This window comes from Acinetobacter lanii (assembly GCF_011578285.1).
In the GTDB taxonomy this organism is placed as follows: Bacteria; Pseudomonadota; Gammaproteobacteria; order Pseudomonadales; family Moraxellaceae; genus Acinetobacter; species Acinetobacter lanii.
Genome location: NZ_CP049916.1, coordinates 1450835 through 1466773 on the forward strand (window position 1 = coordinate 1450835; position 15939 = coordinate 1466773).

The window sequence follows — 15939 nt, forward strand, 5'->3', positions numbered from 1 at the left end:
AGGGGAAATGCATACGGCTAAAGGCTTAACCGTATGCATTGAGACTTTTATTTGCTAGTCGCAATATCCGCTACGAGATGTATCAATGAAAAAGAGTTAGAAAAAGCCCATCGCTTTCGGTGAATAGCTCACTAGCAAGTTTTTGGTTTGTTGATAATGATCGAGCATCATTTTGTGGTTTTCACGACCGATGCCTGATTTTTTATACCCACCAAAGGCTGCATGGGCAGGGTAGATATGATAACAATTGGTCCATACACGACCAGCCTGAATCGCACGACCTGCACGGTATGAGGTATGTGCTGAACGTGACCACACCCCGGCACCTAAACCATAAATGGTGTCATTGGCGATTTTGATCGCATCATCAAAGTCTTTAAAAGTGGTTACCGCAAGGACAGGTCCAAAAATTTCTTCTTGGAAAGTTTTCATGCTGTTGTTGCCTTTGAAAATGGTCGGTTCAATATAGAAGCCTGAACCAACTTCATGACGTTCACCGCCACCTGTTAAAACTTGTGCACCTTCAGCACGACCTGTGGCAATACACCCCAAGATTTTGTCTTGTTGCTCTTGTGAGGCTTGTGCGCCGATCATGGTGTCGGTATCAAGAGGGTGACCAGTCTTAATGCGTTTAACCCGTTCTACCGCTTTTTCTAAGAATTTATCGGCAATACTTTCTTGAACTAAGGCACGTGAAGGGCAGGTACAAATTTCACCTTGGTTTAAGGCAAACATCGCAAAACCTTCGAGGGCTTTGTCTAAGAATTCATCATCTTTATCCATAATGTCTTCAAAGAACAGATTCGGTGATTTACCACCGAGCTCTAAAGTCACAGGAATGATATTCTCAGTGGCATATTGCATGATCATTTGACCCACTGCTGTAGAGCCTGTAAATGCAATTTTGGAAATACGTGGATTCGTTGCCAATGGACGCCCGACTTCAACGCCATAACCATTGACAATATTGAGTACGCCTTCAGGCAGTAAATCTTGAATGAGTTCTACTAACACCAAAATACTAGCAGGGGTTTGTTCCGCAGGTTTGAGTACAATACAGTTGCCGGCCGCCAAAGCTGGGGCAAGTTTCCATGCCGCCATTAAGATCGGGAAGTTCCATGGAATGATTTGACCGACGACGCCCAAAGGTTCATGGAAATGGTAAGCGATGGTGTCTTCATCAATTTCAGAGATGCCACCTTCTTGAGCACGAATACAGCCTGCAAAATAACGGAAATGATCGATGGTCAGTGGAATATCAGCTGCTAAAGTTTCACGCACAGGTTTACCGTTGTCCCATGTTTCAGCCACAGCAATCAGTTCTAAATTTTCTTCTAAACGGTCTGCAATTTTCAGCAAGATGTTCGAGCGAGTGGTAGGTGATGCTTTGCCCCAAGCGTCTTTTGCTTTGTGAGCAGCATCGAGCGCAAGTTCAATGTCTTCGACAGAAGAACGTGGAATTTTAGTAAAAGCTTTACCATCAACTGGGGAAATATTATCAAAATATTCACCCTTAACTGGTGGCACCCATTTTCCGCCAATAAAGTTTTCATATTGGGCTTTAAATTGTACTTTTGAACCGGGTTGGTTTGGATCGACATAACGCATAAGAATTTCCCTTTACTTATTGGGCACTGCATTCAATTGAGCAGACAGTGCCATGTGATAACCTGATACTTGATCTGAGCATATAAATGCAAAGGTAGGTAAAAGGTAGGCGTATTGACTAAGGGTGTGGAATGATTAGATAGATGTCAGTTTGAATAGTTTGGCTGTCTTTGTTTTAAAAGGAAAATGTTACTGGAATGTTGCATGGTATTTTTTGCGCTTTCATTGAAAAAAGCTTTGCGATATGCTCGAAAAAGATCACTATGAAAAGTGGATGAATTAAAGTTATTTGCTTCTTAGAGATTGTATAGATCAAAGTTTAATGAATTTAATTTTTAGAATTTCAGTGCGTTAGAAGGTTGATTAAGCAGATAAAAATAACAATAAAAGATAGAAAAATGAAAAAAATCCATTGGATTAGGGAAGCAATGCACACACAATGAAGGACGGTTAAAAATGTTAAGCAAGCAGGCATTATTACAAAAGCGTCATCAAATAGAGCAGTTTAGACAAAAGAGCAGTGTCTCAATGGATCAAGCACGGCAACTCGGTGACAGTATTTTAAGTTCATGGCAGCGCTCTGAATCTGCGCACATTCCGGATGAGCGTGATGCAGCACCGTTATTAACAAAATTTAGTGTTTCGAGTAGCCTAAATCAGGCCGTTGATCAGTGCCAACAGGAACTGAAACATATTGCTGAACAGTCTTCGATGGTGATCGCCGTAGGGGATGTGGGCAGTACCATTATTTGGAGTGCAGCCAGTGGTGCCATGCAAAATGCGGCTGAAAAAGTGCATTTTGTACAGGGTGGACAGTGGCGTGAAGAGTTGGTCGGGACCAATGCTCTAGCACTCACTTTAAAAACCCAACAATCGAGTTGTGTATTTTCCAACGAACACTATATGCGTTCGATCCAAGATTGGGTTTGTTATGCTGCACCGATTATCGATCCCTATTCAAAGCAAATGATAGGGGTGATTGATTTATCGACCACTTGGAAAAAACACAATAACTTAGGGCTTTTGGCAGCAGAGCGTTGTGCGTCGATTATTCAAACTTCACTGCTGACGATTCAGCAACAGCGCCTGTTTATCCGTTCATTTCATATTCCGCAAGTGCTGTTTAATGGGAAAATCGTGGTGCTCACGCCACGACAAATTGAAATTTTGTGTATTTTGGCACTGTGCCCACAAGGCTTGAATCTCGAAAATCTACATCAAGCGCTTTATGGTGAACGCAAGGTGAGTTTAGGCACCTTAAAAGCGGAAATGTCACAATTGCGCGAAATGTTAGGTTCAATGTTGTGTTCAAGACCGTATCGTTTGAACCATCAAATTGACGCTGATTTCTTACAAGCTGAGCAAGCTTTAAATGCAGGTTATATCGAAACGGCTCTAACTCTATGCTCAGGCGTGTTTTTAGCCAAGACGGAGAGCCCATTTCTCTGTGCATGGCGAGACTGTTTGGAATCCCGTTTAAGCAATGCAATCTTTGAAACACAGCAGACCGATGTATTGTTTAGGCATTTATCGCGCTGTCCTCAAGCGATTGATGCGGTTGAGCGATTGATGGAATTAATTCCTGAACATCATCCAGCCCAACAACGATTAATCCATTTTCAAAAATAGCGATAAGATACACACCGCTCAAATCTATTTTTTATAGCTAAATCTAGCTAGCGCTTTTTTTAAGAATGAGCTGAGAGAAGTAGCTTATTCAAACTGACTATTCGATCCTACTATTTAAAGATGCTTGGTATTTAACCATGCAAATAATTTGCTATAGACCTGATGACGAACATCCGAACGTGATAAGACCAAATCATGCAGCCCTTGTTTAATTGTCATTACATTGACATCACCTTGTAATTTCTTTCCGTATTTTTTGATGTGTTTGACATTCAAAATCACATCACTGCTGTAGGCATTTTTGTTGACTTTTTCGGTGCGGTGGTTCGATCTGAATGCATAATCAGAGCAGGAACGTTTAACTTAGCGCCACGATGAATTTCTTTTTGGGCTTCATAGATCGCATGAATAAAACTTAAGTATACTTTGGAATATTCAGTTGGTTTCCAGTTTAAATCAAAGTTCCATTCGCCTTGCATGGTCTGATGCAAACTTTGTACATAACATGGACTCAGTTCACTGGGGAATCTTAGCTTTGGATATTTTCCCCCTAACCAACTGATCCGTGGCAACAGCAATTTTTTCTTCAGCACATTCATATTAAAGTCATAAAAAGGGCTATTTGCCCACAGTGCTTTAATCAAAGGATGATCAGGGTGATGTGCGGCATATAAAGTTGTAATCAAACCCCCGGTTGAATGGCCACAGAGTAATACTGCGTCATGCTGTTCGCTTTGAATAATATTCAATGCTTCAGTAATTTCAGCATCATATTCTCTTAAATCTTTGACATAAAATAATCTTTGATGGGTTAAATGTGAACGTCCGTATTTACGTAAATCAAGCGCATAGAAATCATAACCGTGTTGGTTAAATTGTTCCGCCATTTCAGTTTGGAAGAAATAATCAATAAACCCATGAATATATAAAACCGCTTTGCGTGTGCTTTGGGGCGCTTTTTTACGCACTAATGTTGCTATGACTTTTCCTTCCTCATCATCTGGAAAATCAAGGGTCAACTGTTCATAACCTTCTCCTAAAACATCAGGTTGATACCGATGCACCTGATCATCTTGGATTAAATTCATAGCTTTGATGTCCTCTATTGGATGTACGAGCCACTCTCAGTCTTTTCTGATGAAGATAGAATGAATTATTGAACCAGAGTATAGATGTGCTGAATCTTTATAAATAATCTTTCAGCATGGCATAAGTCTCATCATACAGTTCATGGGCAAGTTTTTTATTTTTTGCCTTACGGGATTGAATCGCAGGGGTTTGTAAACTGACATATTCGCCATTACGTTTTGCCCAAGCGGGATCTAAGGCCATTTTTTTTGATCAGTTCAGCAGGTTTGCTCGGGGGGATTAAAAATAATTTAATGACTTTATATTGATACTTGGGTAATTCACGGTAAATCTCTGAATCAACCCCACCTGGATGAAGTGCATTACTGGTGGTGCTCGTGCCTTTTAATTTTTCCGCCAAAGCATGGCTAAATAATAGGTTTGCCAATTTACTGTTACCATAACGGATCACGCCGTTATATTTGTGAACGTCATCGGCACGGAATTGATCGAGTTGAATCGAACCCATCAAATGCATCATTGATGCAAGATTAATAATTCGACCTGCCTCAGATTTTTGAACTGCAGGGAGCAGTTTCAGGGTCCATAAAAAATGCCCCAAATAATTCACCCCAATTTGCTTTTCAAAGCCATCTTCAGTGCGTTCTAAGTTCGGGGTCATGATGCCGGCATTGTTCACCAGCACATCAATTTTTTCATATTTTTGCAGTAATGAATTGGCTGTGTCTTGAATATTCTGCAAGCTGTTCAGGTCAAGCGCGATCACTTCAACTTTTCCTGTGCCGAGTTTTTCTAATTCGATACGGGCGTGTTCGGCTTTTTGTGGGTTACGGCAGGCAAGAATCACATGCTGTCCGTCTTGAATAAAGGCTTGGGCGGTGGCAAAACCTATGCCTGTATTAGCACCGGTAATCACGACTATTTTCATGGTGTTCATTCCATCGTTTTTCATTGATATTGTTATCTTGTGATTAAGTTCAGAACGGCTTTACATTGAATATAGACACAGTGGTAGAAGATGACAATAAAAATTGTCAAACATGATGAATCGAATAGATGAATAGGCTGCATGAATAGGATATATGGATAACAAAGATGTGATGGCAAAGTTCTGATATTGAAGAGGTATAGACCAAGCGTGGCGGGCTGACTTGAGAAAGTGATTTTATACTCCAGCTCATCAAGCCAAAGATAAGATTGTATTGATCAAGAATATGATTTGTTTAGCAGAAATATGCCTTTTGGATTTACACAACATGCACTGCAATTCACTTAAATTTTAGAATAATGTTAAGATTCATCCACTTTTTTAAAATCAGGTCTTGCTTTAAGGCATTGTTATGAATCTGAATGTGCAAAACACCCAAATGCAGAATCATCAACAAACAGCACAAAAGTTGCTGGATCACTCCAATGTACTGAAGCAGATTTTCCAAGATCAGTGGTTTTATTTGTGGTCGCTTACCCCGCAAAACTTGTTTCACATCGATGCTGAGCATCATCAATTATTCATCGCTGACGGTTTAATTCAGGTGAAGTTTCACGATGATTTAAAATCGACCGATTCATCATTGGCTATGCCATTTATTCAATGTCATTGTTCCTATCCTAATATTAATGTACAAAAAATTGCCGATTTTATTTTTAATGACATCAGTTTTTTGATGGGGGATTTAAAAGCACAACATCCGTTATTTTTACAAAGCAAAGTGCAGTTGTTTCGTCAACTTTTGGTCGAAGAAGCGTTTCAATGGATCGATGGTGAAAATCGGATTGAGCAGTATTTATATAATCTGACCGAGCAACAAGCTGAGCAACTTGATCAGATTATGATTGAGGCAGGGTATTACCAACAAGCGCATTTAACTGAGTTTGCCGCATCAGGAATCAGTATTCCCTTATTTGTAGAGCTGAATTTTAAGCACTTGAGTTTAGTCAACTCTGTTTTGGGTGATAGTTTCCTGAATGTTCAGCAGGCGATGATTGAATATGACCAACTGTGTTTTTCAGCAGATCAACTGATTCCCCCCGATGTGTATCGCATGATTCAAACTCGTTTCGATGACCATTTTAGCTTGGCGCAATTGTTACACCATCAAGAGGATTTTCAGCTCCTAGTACAACATGCCAAACAGCAGCCGCATGTTTTAGGATTTAGTCGTTGGATTAAACGTGGCTTCTGGCAACATTCCGATATTTTTGCCAAGAAACAGTTTACTCAAGCGGGTGGAGCATATTGGGATGAACGGCTATCCACTCAATTTCCATTGTTTTATTTTAATCGCACCGTCAATTGGCTGTTTAAACAAGATACGTTGGTGATTGATTGGGTAGCCAGTCAATTGGATGATATCAATGTGCGTATTGCTGTAACCGCCTTAAGCTTTACAGATACTCATCATATTCATCCGCAAGTGATCCTTGAAACTTTGCTTTATTTTAAAAATATTACAGGTCGAATATTAATTCAAGAATGCTTTCAATTTTCCAAAAAAGAACATTGGTTTGATTTTAATCACCCTAATGCACAGGCATCGGTTGCCTATGACAAGCATCCTTATGCGCTTAAAAATAGTCAGATACAGCTACACAATCATAACCAGCAAGTGATTCAAGATACTGATCAAAACCTTATCCAAGATCAAATTCAAGCGCCTGTAGAAGAGCTTAAGCAATTTGTCAGTCAAGAGCCGCTTTTAAAGGCTCAACTCGACACGCATGCCAACAACCTTACAAATATTCCGCTTAATCATCAGTCAAACACAGTCCATACAGCACGATCACATCGGATTGAAATCTCAGATTCGATTTTATATATCGAAGAGTGGTTACATCTATTGGCTTTGCTTGCTCAAGATGATCCACGCATTGCCAAACAGGTCTATCAGCGTTTGTTCCGTGTAATGCAGGCGTATATGCTGTTTTTACAGAACATCATTCAAGATTTACCAGAGTCGCTGATTCCGTATATACGACCTGAGTTACAGCAAGATCCAAAGTTTTATCAGGTCTTACATCAGCATCAACTGAATGCAGATGAATTTCGCCAACATTTTAAGCATCCTGCGTTGCAGTTTAATCGATCGACCAGTGTGTTTGATTCTTATGTGGCAGATTATTTGGTCGATTATTTTTATCATTACGATACTCTGGCCAAAAACGTCACTTGGACAGGCTTATATCAGCAAGCGGTGCGTTGGCATCAACAAATCGATTTTCAAGATACTTTGTCTAAACTACGGCAACGTATTCATAAAGATTCGTGGCGCAGAGTTTCCCCGCAAAAAATCATGTTTACGGAGCGTTGGAAGTTTGTTGAGTTGAATAGCTTAGAGCAGATTATTCATGAGTCAGTCAATTATAAGCATTGTTTGGCTTTGTCCTATACTGAGCGTATCGCTGATGGCGAATATGTGGCTTTTCATATGACCCATCTAGACAATGAACAGCTCCAATTGACACTGGGGTGTTATTTTAAATTCGAACAATTGCATTTTGATCAATTGCGCTTACCCAATAACGAAATTCCCAATCGCGCGATTCAACTGGACGCATTGGAATTTATTCAAAAGGTCAATCAGCATCTGATCTGGGATTTTAAAGAACCGAAGCTACAATAATCAGGATTATGATGATTAAACTTAACTTTTCAGCGAAAAATCGTTAGGCTATGTGCCATCTGATAAGGTTAAAGTTGTTATGAAGCAAGAAACTGCACTGAAGTTAATGAAAGCGGGTGAAAGTGTCTTTTTGACAGGTTCTGCCGGTGCAGGGAAAACCTATACCTTAAATCAGTACATCAATTATTTAAAAGCACGAAAAGTTCCTGTGGCGATTACCGCATCGACAGGCATCGCAGCGACGCATATGAATGGCATGACCATTCATACTTGGGCAGGTATTGGTATTAAAGACGTTTTGTCAGATGATGACTTAAAGCGCATGAAAGAACGCAAATACTTAAAAGAGCATTTAGAAAATGCCCAAGTATTGATCATCGATGAAATTTCAATGTTACACGCCAAGCAACTGAATTTGGTCAATCAAGTCTTAAAATTTTTTAAAGAATCGGATGAGGCCTTTGGCGGCATTCAAGTGATTGCCGCCGGAGATTTCTTTCAGTTACCGCCTGTAGGGCGTAATGATGAAAAAAACCGAGATAAATTCTGTTTTATGTCGCAAGCATGGGTCGAAGCCAAGTTTCGGGTGTGTTATTTAACAGAGCAGCATCGTCAGGATGATTCTGCTTTAAATGACATTCTCAATGCGATTCGCTCCCAAAGTATTAATCAGCAACATATTGAAGCACTACAAAAAACCCGTCAGCAAGATATTGGGGACACCTATACACGTCTGTATACCCACAATATGGATGTCGACAGTATTAACTTTCGGCATTTAAATGAAATTGATGGCGATGGTCATCAGTTCTGTGCGCAAATGGATGGTAATGAAAAACTGATTGAAACTTTAAAATCCTCTGTGCGTGCGCCTGAAGAATTAACTCTGAAAAAACATGCCAAAGTGATGTTTGTAAAAAACAACTTTGATATGGGCTATATCAACGGTAGCTTAGGCGAAGTGATTGGTTTTGAAGAAGTCGATGATCACGGCATCTTGCCTAAAGTGAAGTTAACCGATGGTACCGTGCTATTGGTTGAGCCTGAAACATGGTCAGTCGACAATGATGCTGGTAAGACTATTGCCAGTTTTGCGCAAGTGCCGTTACGTTTGGCATGGGCAATTACCATTCATAAATCACAAGGAATGACTTTAGCTGCTGCTGAAATTAATCTCGCCAATACCTTTGAAAAAGGTCAGGGCTATGTGGCATTGTCGCGCTTAAAATCGATTGATGGTTTACGTTTATTAGGCTTTAACGAGCAGGCATTGGAATTAGACAGCCTAGCGATTAAGGCGGATCGACGTTTTCAGGAACTCTCTGCGGAAGCTGAAGCACATTTTGCAGATATTAATTTAGACGCACAGCATAAAGCCTTTATTCGTCATTGCGGCGGTACTTTGAATGAGACTGAAATTCAGCGTAATGAAAAGAAAATTGCCAAGAATGCCGGTAAACAAAGCTATGCCACTGCGACCTTAGATGAAACCAAAGAATTGTTCTTAAGTGGCTATGAAATTCAGGACATTGCGGTGGAGCGTGGTTTAACGCCTGCAACTATTATCAATCATTTGGCAAAATTGCATCGTGAGCAAGGTTTGGATATTTCGGTTGCCCATCCCGGCGATGAAGTCGTTGAACAAGTGCGAAAAATCTATAAAAAGTTGATGAAGCGTAAGAGTCCTGAAAACTTTTCTGAAGATGGTGTAATTAAACTGCGTCCAATTGTGGAAGCCACCAGTCCTCGTATGGGTTATGACCAAGTGCGTTTGGCATTGCTCTATATCGAGTAAGCATTATTGGTTTCTATTTCTATTTTTAATACACGGTTATTGTTATGCCACAAATGATTGTTGAGTATTCAAACAATATTCAAAACTTAGATGCTCAACGCTTGATGATGGATTTGAATCAAGCCTTATTTGATACAGGCTTTATTGGGCATCCCGATGAAATCAAAACCCGTACGCGTGCCAATGCTGATTTTTTAATTGGATTTGGTGAAACTGGGCAGGCATACATTCATGTCTGTTTAGCGATTTTAACCGGACGTACAGCAGAGCAGAAAACCAAAATGGCGGATGCACTGATTTCAGCACTTGAAGCTTTTAAAGCTTATCAAGTAAAAGATTTAACGGTTCAGCTTTGCGTTGAACTAACTGAAATGCCAAGAGAAGATTATCGTAAAGTGGCGATTAAACTTTAAAATGTTCAATTAAGGCTGATATCAGTCTGAGTTTAGATTAATCGATGGTGTGTCTTGAGCGAATATAGGCTGAATATCGCGTTCAAGATGCACTTAAAATAAGAATGATGACAATGAAAAATAAGACAGGCACTTCAATACAACCCATAAAGTCACTCATGTTCATCGCCGTGATGAGTACATTTTGGGTCTTATCTGGCTGTGATTCCAAGCAAGCACAAGATCATCCTGTCCAAGATGCATCAGTGAATCATCAAGCGGGTTTAAATAAACAAGATGAGATGAAGTGTAAATCAGTGCAAGCGCTTCTGAATGATATTTATATGAATCAAATCAAGGTGACCGATTTAAATAATGCACAACTCAAACATTATTTTTCGGATGAATTGGTACAACTGATTTCAAAAGATAATCAGTGCCGTGCCGATATAAATGGCATCTGTAATCTTGAATTTAATATTTTTACCGATTCGCAAGAGTTTAAGTTTCAAAATTATGATTTAAATCGACTGTCTAAATCTCAGCGCTATGAAATTGTGATGCATGCTCATAATGAGCAAAGCAGAGTCGAAATTGAAATGACCGATAGCCATTGTCCAAAGATTGCCAATATTTATTACAAAGAAGGTAATCTCAAACACATCTTGTCAAATTAAGATGAAAAACATGATAAAAAACCAATCAGAGTTGATTGGCTTTTTATTTTGAGGATTAAGTCTATTTTAATCTCAGCTGTTTTTTAATATGCACCGATTTTTTAATATTCATCTATTTTTTTAAATTAACGGCTTTTTAAGATTTGAAGATCGGCATATTCAGCAATCCTGTCTGCATTTAAACTGTGAACATGGTCGATAAATGCCACATTAAAACTGCCTACACTCTGTGATTTTTCAAAAGCGAGTTTACCCGCAATAGCAAAATGCACATGGGCAGCAATACAAGCGATTGTTGGGGGAGTTACGGCAGTATAAGCTGCAATCAAGGCACCCAATGCACAGCCCGTCGCCGTAACTTTCGGTTGTAAATAACTACCGCCATTGACTTGAATCACCGCATCCCACGCTTTGGACACAATAAAATCCGACTCACCTGAAATGGCGATACATTCTGCATGCTCGAGCAATACTTGAGCTTGTGCATAAACATCAGCACTGTTTAACGTACTGTCGACGCCTTTAGACTCGACTTGGTTGCCTGCAAGGGTGCTGATTTCAGAGGCATTGCCACGAATAACAGTCGGTTTAAATTGTAGTAATTCATCGGTGATGTCTGAGCGCCATTTTAAAACAGGCCCATAACCGACAGGATCGAGTACCCAAGGCACTTGATGGGTATGCGCCGTTTTGGCAGAAATCTGCATGGCTTGGACTTGTTCAGTGGTCGGGGTACCCAAATTTATACTTAAAGCGCCACTGATTTGAGTGAAACTTTCCGCTTCAAAGGGATTATCAATCATCGCAGGGGAAGCGCCCGCTGCGAGCAAAATATTGGCTGCATAATTGGCAGCAACACTGTTGGTGATGCATTGCACCAAAGGCTGCTGTGTTTGCAGTGCAGTCCACGCTTGAATCACATGTTCAAGTATTGTGCTTGTATCCAATTGAGTATGCTCAATATTCAAAGTATTTAATGATTCTGGATGATTCATAGCAATCCCTTAGCGGGTAAAATAATGATCTTGATGTTTGCAGTTTCTGCACAGCAAGGACACATAGTCGTTGGCATCATATTCTACGGTTAAATCACTCGAACCACAGTGCATACAACGCTTTTGAGAATAAAAGTTTAGACGAGGTTCAATTCTTTTCCAAGCGTGGCGAATCGGATGAAAAAAGATACTCTCGTCATAACCTAAAAATTTAAACAACAGAATTTCGCTCATGCGACTAAACGGAATATTGTTTGGACGAGGCAGGGTTGAGGTTTCCCATTTTTCTGTTAAAGATTTTTCACGATACTGTTGCAAGGTTTTTTTCAGCAAATTGGTGTTGATGAAATTTTCATTACGCGCTTGCAAGGCCTTGCTTTTATATAAATATTCCAAGGCATTTTGAATCAGATAATAAATTTGTCCAACCGCCAATACATCAAGTAAACGGAAACAAAAGGCTTGAAAGGCATGGTTTCCTGCAATTTGAATACCCCATGTGCGGCAGTAATGTTGTGCAAATTGCACAATTTCCTGATACAGCACCATATATAAAGCTGATTTAACTTCTTCAGCATCTTTAAAGGGAATACCTTGGGTTAAGTTTTCAAAAAATAAATGTCTAAGTTGTTGGGTGATGCTATATACACTCGGCTCAGAGTAGCCGTCTAAACGTACATTGATGTAATACTGATGCACTTCATCCGAGAAATCTTTTGGTACCAAGACCTGATCTTTGACCAATTGTTTGAGTAGATGGTGTTGAAATAAATAATTGGGGGTAATGGTGTGATATTTAATCTGTTCCCAATCGATAAATTCATTGTACCGATGATGTTCTTGCACTTGCTGATCTAAAATACTCAATAAAAACAGCTTATGCATAAAGCTGAGTTGGGTCAGCTCATATTCAAAATTTTCTTTTTTACGCGCACTGATTTTACGCTGTTCTTGGCGTGCTGTTTCTTGGGTAATCTTTTTACGATTGCTCTGACATTTTTCACAGTGACAATTGTGGCGCTGATCTTGAAACACACGATGCTGACAATGGTGACATTCATGAAAGAAAATGCCTTGCTCATATTGTTCTGCTTCAATCCAGTGCATAGCCGCCTGACATAGCGGGCAACGTGTACTTTCATCGAGTTGTTTTTGCAGAATTTGAAGTTGCATAGGACAAGAAAAAATCGACAGAAGAGAATGGTTTTGATTATACACAGGTCGAATGTCCCTGACGCAACAATAAATAGCCTAAGCATTAATGCCATTGGCACATTAAATGCTCATCTAAAAGCTGCATATCTCGATTTAAAATTTTTATAGAATTGAAAATCATAGAATACATGCCCATATATAAATACAAAGCAAATGCACAGACAGATGATCAAACTTGTCGTATGATCGAATCATACTCAAGAATTCGTTCTCTGCAGAGACCATAGAATCAGGACATGATATGAATATTGCAGCACAGCCAGTGATCGAAGCAGATCAAACTGTTTATTTAAAAGATTATCAAAAACCATCGTTCCTTGTTGATTCCATCAACCTTGATATTCAATTGTTTGAAGATCATACGAATGTCGATTCAACCTTAGTGATGAAACGTCAAACGGCGGGTGATTTGGTGCTCTTAGGGCGTGATCTCGAACTTAAATCAATTATTTTAAATGGTCAGGCTTTGACGGAAAATGAATACCAACTCGATGCAGAACAGTTGGTCATTGCCAATGCACCGGATGAGGTGATCCTCAACATTGCTGTGCAAATTCACCCTGAAACCAATACTCAACTTGAAGGTTTGTATTTGGCGGGTGAAGGTTTATTTGTCACCCAAAATGAACCTGAAGGTTTCCGAAAAATTACCTTTTATCCTGACCGTCCAGATGTATTGTCTGAATTTACCACGCGTGTTGAAGCCGATAAAAAATATCCTGTACTGCTTGCCAATGGTAACTTACTTGAAAAAGGTGAGGCAGGTGAAGGGCGTCATTATGCGATTTGGCAAGACCCAACCAAAAAGCCAAGCTATTTATTTGCCTGTGTGATTGGTGATTTGGCCGTTTTAAAAGATTCTTATGTGACCTCAGAAGGTCGTCAAGTTGCATTAGAAATTTATGCTGAAGAAAAAGATATTCCAAAATGCCACATTGCAATGGAAGCCTTAAAGCATTCGATGCGTTGGGATGAAGAACATTATGGTCGTCCTTATGACCTAGACAACTATATGATTGTGGCAACGTCTGCGTTCAATATGGGGGCAATGGAAAATAAAGGGCTAAATATTTTCAATACTTCATGTGTGTTGGCAGATGAAGAATACACCACCGATGCTGCGATCATGCGTGTACAGTCAGTGATTGCGCATGAATACTTCCATAACTGGACCGGTAACCGAATTACCTGTCGTGACTGGTTCCAATTGTGTCTAAAAGAAGGCTTAACGGTTTTCCGTGATCAGTCTTTCTCAGAAGACTTACAATCTGCTGCGGTACAGCGTATTGATGATGTCGCCGTGCTAAAAGCGCATCAGTTCCCTGAAGACTCAGGTCCATTGTCACATCCACCACGTCCAGACCATTTTGTCGAAATTAATAATTTCTACACCGCAACGGTGTATGAAAAAGGTGCGGAAATTAACCGCATGATGGCAACCTTGCTCGGTAAAGAAAAATTCCGTCAAGGCACAGATGAATACTTCAAACGTCACGATGGTCAAGCGGTGACGGTTGAAGATTGGGTGGCGGCATTGAGTGCAGGCTCTGGTGTAGATTTGTCTGAATTTTTAATTTGGTATAACCAACCGGGCACACCAAAATTAGAAGCCAAAGGTGAATATGATGCGGCTGCTCAGACTTATACTTTAAGTTTGAAACAAAGCCTGAAAGCACATCCGAAATATCCAAACTTAAAAGCCGTGCCGATTCCTGTCGCTTTAGCATTGTTCGATGCTACAACAGGTGAGCAATTGACATTAAATGCCGATGCTTTGGTGGAAAATGGCGTTAAAGACGGTGTGTATCTGTTTGATACCGATAGCGCTACCATTCAATTCACAGGGTTAAAAGCTCAACCAGTGGTGTCTTTACTGCGTAATTTCTCTGCACCGGTTGATCTTGTATTTAACTATTCAGATGAAGACCTTGCCTTTTTGTTGCAGTACGAAACCAATGGTTTTAACCAATGGCAAGCGACCCAAACTTTGCTTGAACGTATTTTATTAAATGGTCATGATGCGGATATTTATATCCAAGCCATGAAGCAAACCATTCCAAATGTGATTCAACACGATCCATTGCTGGCTTCACGTTTATTTGATGTGCCTGCGGAAGGTTATTTGGGTAGCCGTATAGACTCAGATTACAGTCCGGTGAAAGTTCAGGAACAGCGCAATGCCTTGATGTCGACTTTGGCACGCGAATTGGGTTCATTCTGCAAAGAAACTTATTTATCACTTGATCCATCAGCACAAAAAGACTTCTCTCAAGCCATGGGTGTGCGTGCATTGAAAAACATTATGCTCAGTATGATGGCACGCCAAGGCGATGAAGCTGTGTTTGAATTGGCATATCAGCAATATCAAAGCACAGGAAATATGTCTGAGCGCCTAGGTGCATTACGTGTTTTAGAGTGGAATGATGCGCCACAAGCTGAAGCTGCGCTGACAGATTTTTATATGCGCTTTAAAGATGAAGCCTTGTCTATGGATCAGTGGTTCATGCTGCAAGCGGCTCATCCTAAAGCGACTGCCGAAACCATTGCATACTTAACCCAACATCCAGATTATGATTTAGGTGTACCTAATCGTATTCGTGCAGTCAGTGGCGGTTTAAATGCCAATCCAGTCAATACATGGAGTTTTGGTGTGCAGCACTTTATTGGACTGGCCAAATATTTAGATGAGAAAAATCCAATTGTGGGTTCGCGTTTATTACAGGCATTGTCACGCTGGTATACATTGGCTGAACCGCAACGTTCAGAAGTGAAGGCAGAACTTGAAGCCTTAAAACCACAAGTGAAGTCTAAAAATGTCTCTGAAACATTAAACAGTATGTTGAGTGTTTAATCTCGATACGGTTTAAATATTTTAAGCAGTGAATGAAACCACTCAAAGTCGATGTGCTTTGGGTGGTT

The 15939-nt window shown here is 40.0% G+C and carries 9 protein-coding genes and 2 pseudogenes; 6 read left to right on the plus strand and 5 right to left on the minus strand.

All coding sequences use genetic code 11. The annotated features are described in order from the left end of the window. Positions 1-96 precede the first annotated feature (96 nt). Positions 97-1608: an acetaldehyde dehydrogenase ExaC gene (gene exaC / locus G8D99_RS06700; RefSeq protein WP_166323781.1), complete on the minus strand. Its 1512-nt coding sequence runs from the start codon at positions 1606-1608 to the stop codon at positions 97-99. Between the two features lie 456 nt (positions 1609-2064). On the opposite strand from exaC, the gene G8D99_RS06705 reads away from it, so the two are divergent. Beyond that, complete coding sequence (locus G8D99_RS06705; protein ID WP_166323782.1) at positions 2065-3237, plus strand: helix-turn-helix domain-containing protein; 1173 nt, start codon at positions 2065-2067, stop codon at positions 3235-3237. A 114-nt stretch (positions 3238-3351) separates the two neighbouring features. On the opposite strand, the pseudogene G8D99_RS06710 reads toward G8D99_RS06705, so the two are convergent. Together G8D99_RS06710 and G8D99_RS06715 are read right to left on the minus strand one after the other, a co-directional pair. Then, positions 3352-4325 (minus strand): annotated as a pseudogene (locus tag G8D99_RS06710) (alpha/beta hydrolase). A gap of 97 nt (positions 4326-4422) precedes the next feature. Next, positions 4423-5263: pseudogene (locus tag G8D99_RS06715) on the minus strand (SDR family oxidoreductase). Positions 5264-5666: 403 nt separating this feature from the next. Here G8D99_RS06715 and G8D99_RS06720 point away from each other — a divergent pair. From G8D99_RS06720 to G8D99_RS06735, 4 genes are all read left to right on the plus strand, one after another. Next, on the plus strand, positions 5667-7946 hold the full coding sequence (locus G8D99_RS06720; RefSeq protein ID WP_166323783.1) for a hypothetical protein: 2280 nt from the start codon (positions 5667-5669) through the stop codon (positions 7944-7946). 79 nt (positions 7947-8025) lie between these two features. Then, positions 8026-9741 (plus strand): AAA family ATPase, encoded by a 1716-nt coding sequence (locus G8D99_RS06725; protein WP_166323784.1) that lies wholly within the window; start codon positions 8026-8028, stop codon positions 9739-9741. A gap of 44 nt (positions 9742-9785) precedes the next feature. Further along, positions 9786-10154 carry a 5-carboxymethyl-2-hydroxymuconate Delta-isomerase gene (locus tag G8D99_RS06730; RefSeq protein ID WP_166323785.1) on the plus strand — a complete coding sequence of 123 codons (369 nt, stop codon included), beginning with the start codon at positions 9786-9788 and terminating at the stop codon, positions 10152-10154. A 113-nt stretch (positions 10155-10267) separates the two neighbouring features. Further along, complete coding sequence (locus G8D99_RS06735) at positions 10268-10810, plus strand: hypothetical protein (RefSeq protein WP_166323786.1); 543 nt, start codon at positions 10268-10270, stop codon at positions 10808-10810. 125 nt (positions 10811-10935) lie between these two features. Here the strand turns inward: G8D99_RS06735 and thiM are convergent, their stop codons facing one another. Continuing rightward, on the minus strand, positions 10936-11805 hold the full coding sequence (thiM, locus tag G8D99_RS06740) for a hydroxyethylthiazole kinase (protein WP_166323788.1): 870 nt from the start codon (positions 11803-11805) through the stop codon (positions 10936-10938). A gap of 9 nt (positions 11806-11814) precedes the next feature. Beyond that, on the minus strand, positions 11815-12978 hold the full coding sequence (locus G8D99_RS06745) for a hypothetical protein (RefSeq protein WP_166323790.1): 1164 nt from the start codon (positions 12976-12978) through the stop codon (positions 11815-11817). A gap of 283 nt (positions 12979-13261) precedes the next feature. Here G8D99_RS06745 and pepN point away from each other — a divergent pair, with 283 nt between their 5' ends. Further along, entirely contained in the window at positions 13262-15871 is a 2610-nt protein-coding gene (gene pepN / locus G8D99_RS06750) for an aminopeptidase N (protein WP_166323792.1), read from the plus strand. The last annotated feature ends 68 nt before the right edge of the window (positions 15872-15939 follow it).

Coding starts and splice junctions, on each gene's coding strand:
- G8D99_RS06720 (WP_166323783.1), top strand. CDS start 5,667: ATGAATCTGAATGTGCAAAACACCCAAATGCAGAATCATCAACAAACA.
- thiM (WP_166323788.1), bottom strand. CDS start 11,805: ATGAATCATCCAGAATCATTAAATACTTTGAATATTGAGCATACTCAA.
- G8D99_RS06705 (WP_166323782.1), top strand. CDS start 2,065: ATGTTAAGCAAGCAGGCATTATTACAAAAGCGTCATCAAATAGAGCAG.
- G8D99_RS06730 (WP_166323785.1), top strand. CDS start 9,786: ATGCCACAAATGATTGTTGAGTATTCAAACAATATTCAAAACTTAGAT.
- G8D99_RS06745 (WP_166323790.1), bottom strand. CDS start 12,978: ATGCAACTTCAAATTCTGCAAAAACAACTCGATGAAAGTACACGTTGC.
- pepN (WP_166323792.1), top strand. CDS start 13,262: ATGAATATTGCAGCACAGCCAGTGATCGAAGCAGATCAAACTGTTTAT.
- G8D99_RS06735 (WP_166323786.1), top strand. CDS start 10,268: ATGAAAAATAAGACAGGCACTTCAATACAACCCATAAAGTCACTCATG.
- G8D99_RS06725 (WP_166323784.1), top strand. CDS start 8,026: ATGAAGCAAGAAACTGCACTGAAGTTAATGAAAGCGGGTGAAAGTGTC.
- exaC (WP_166323781.1), bottom strand. CDS start 1,608: ATGCGTTATGTCGATCCAAACCAACCCGGTTCAAAAGTACAATTTAAA.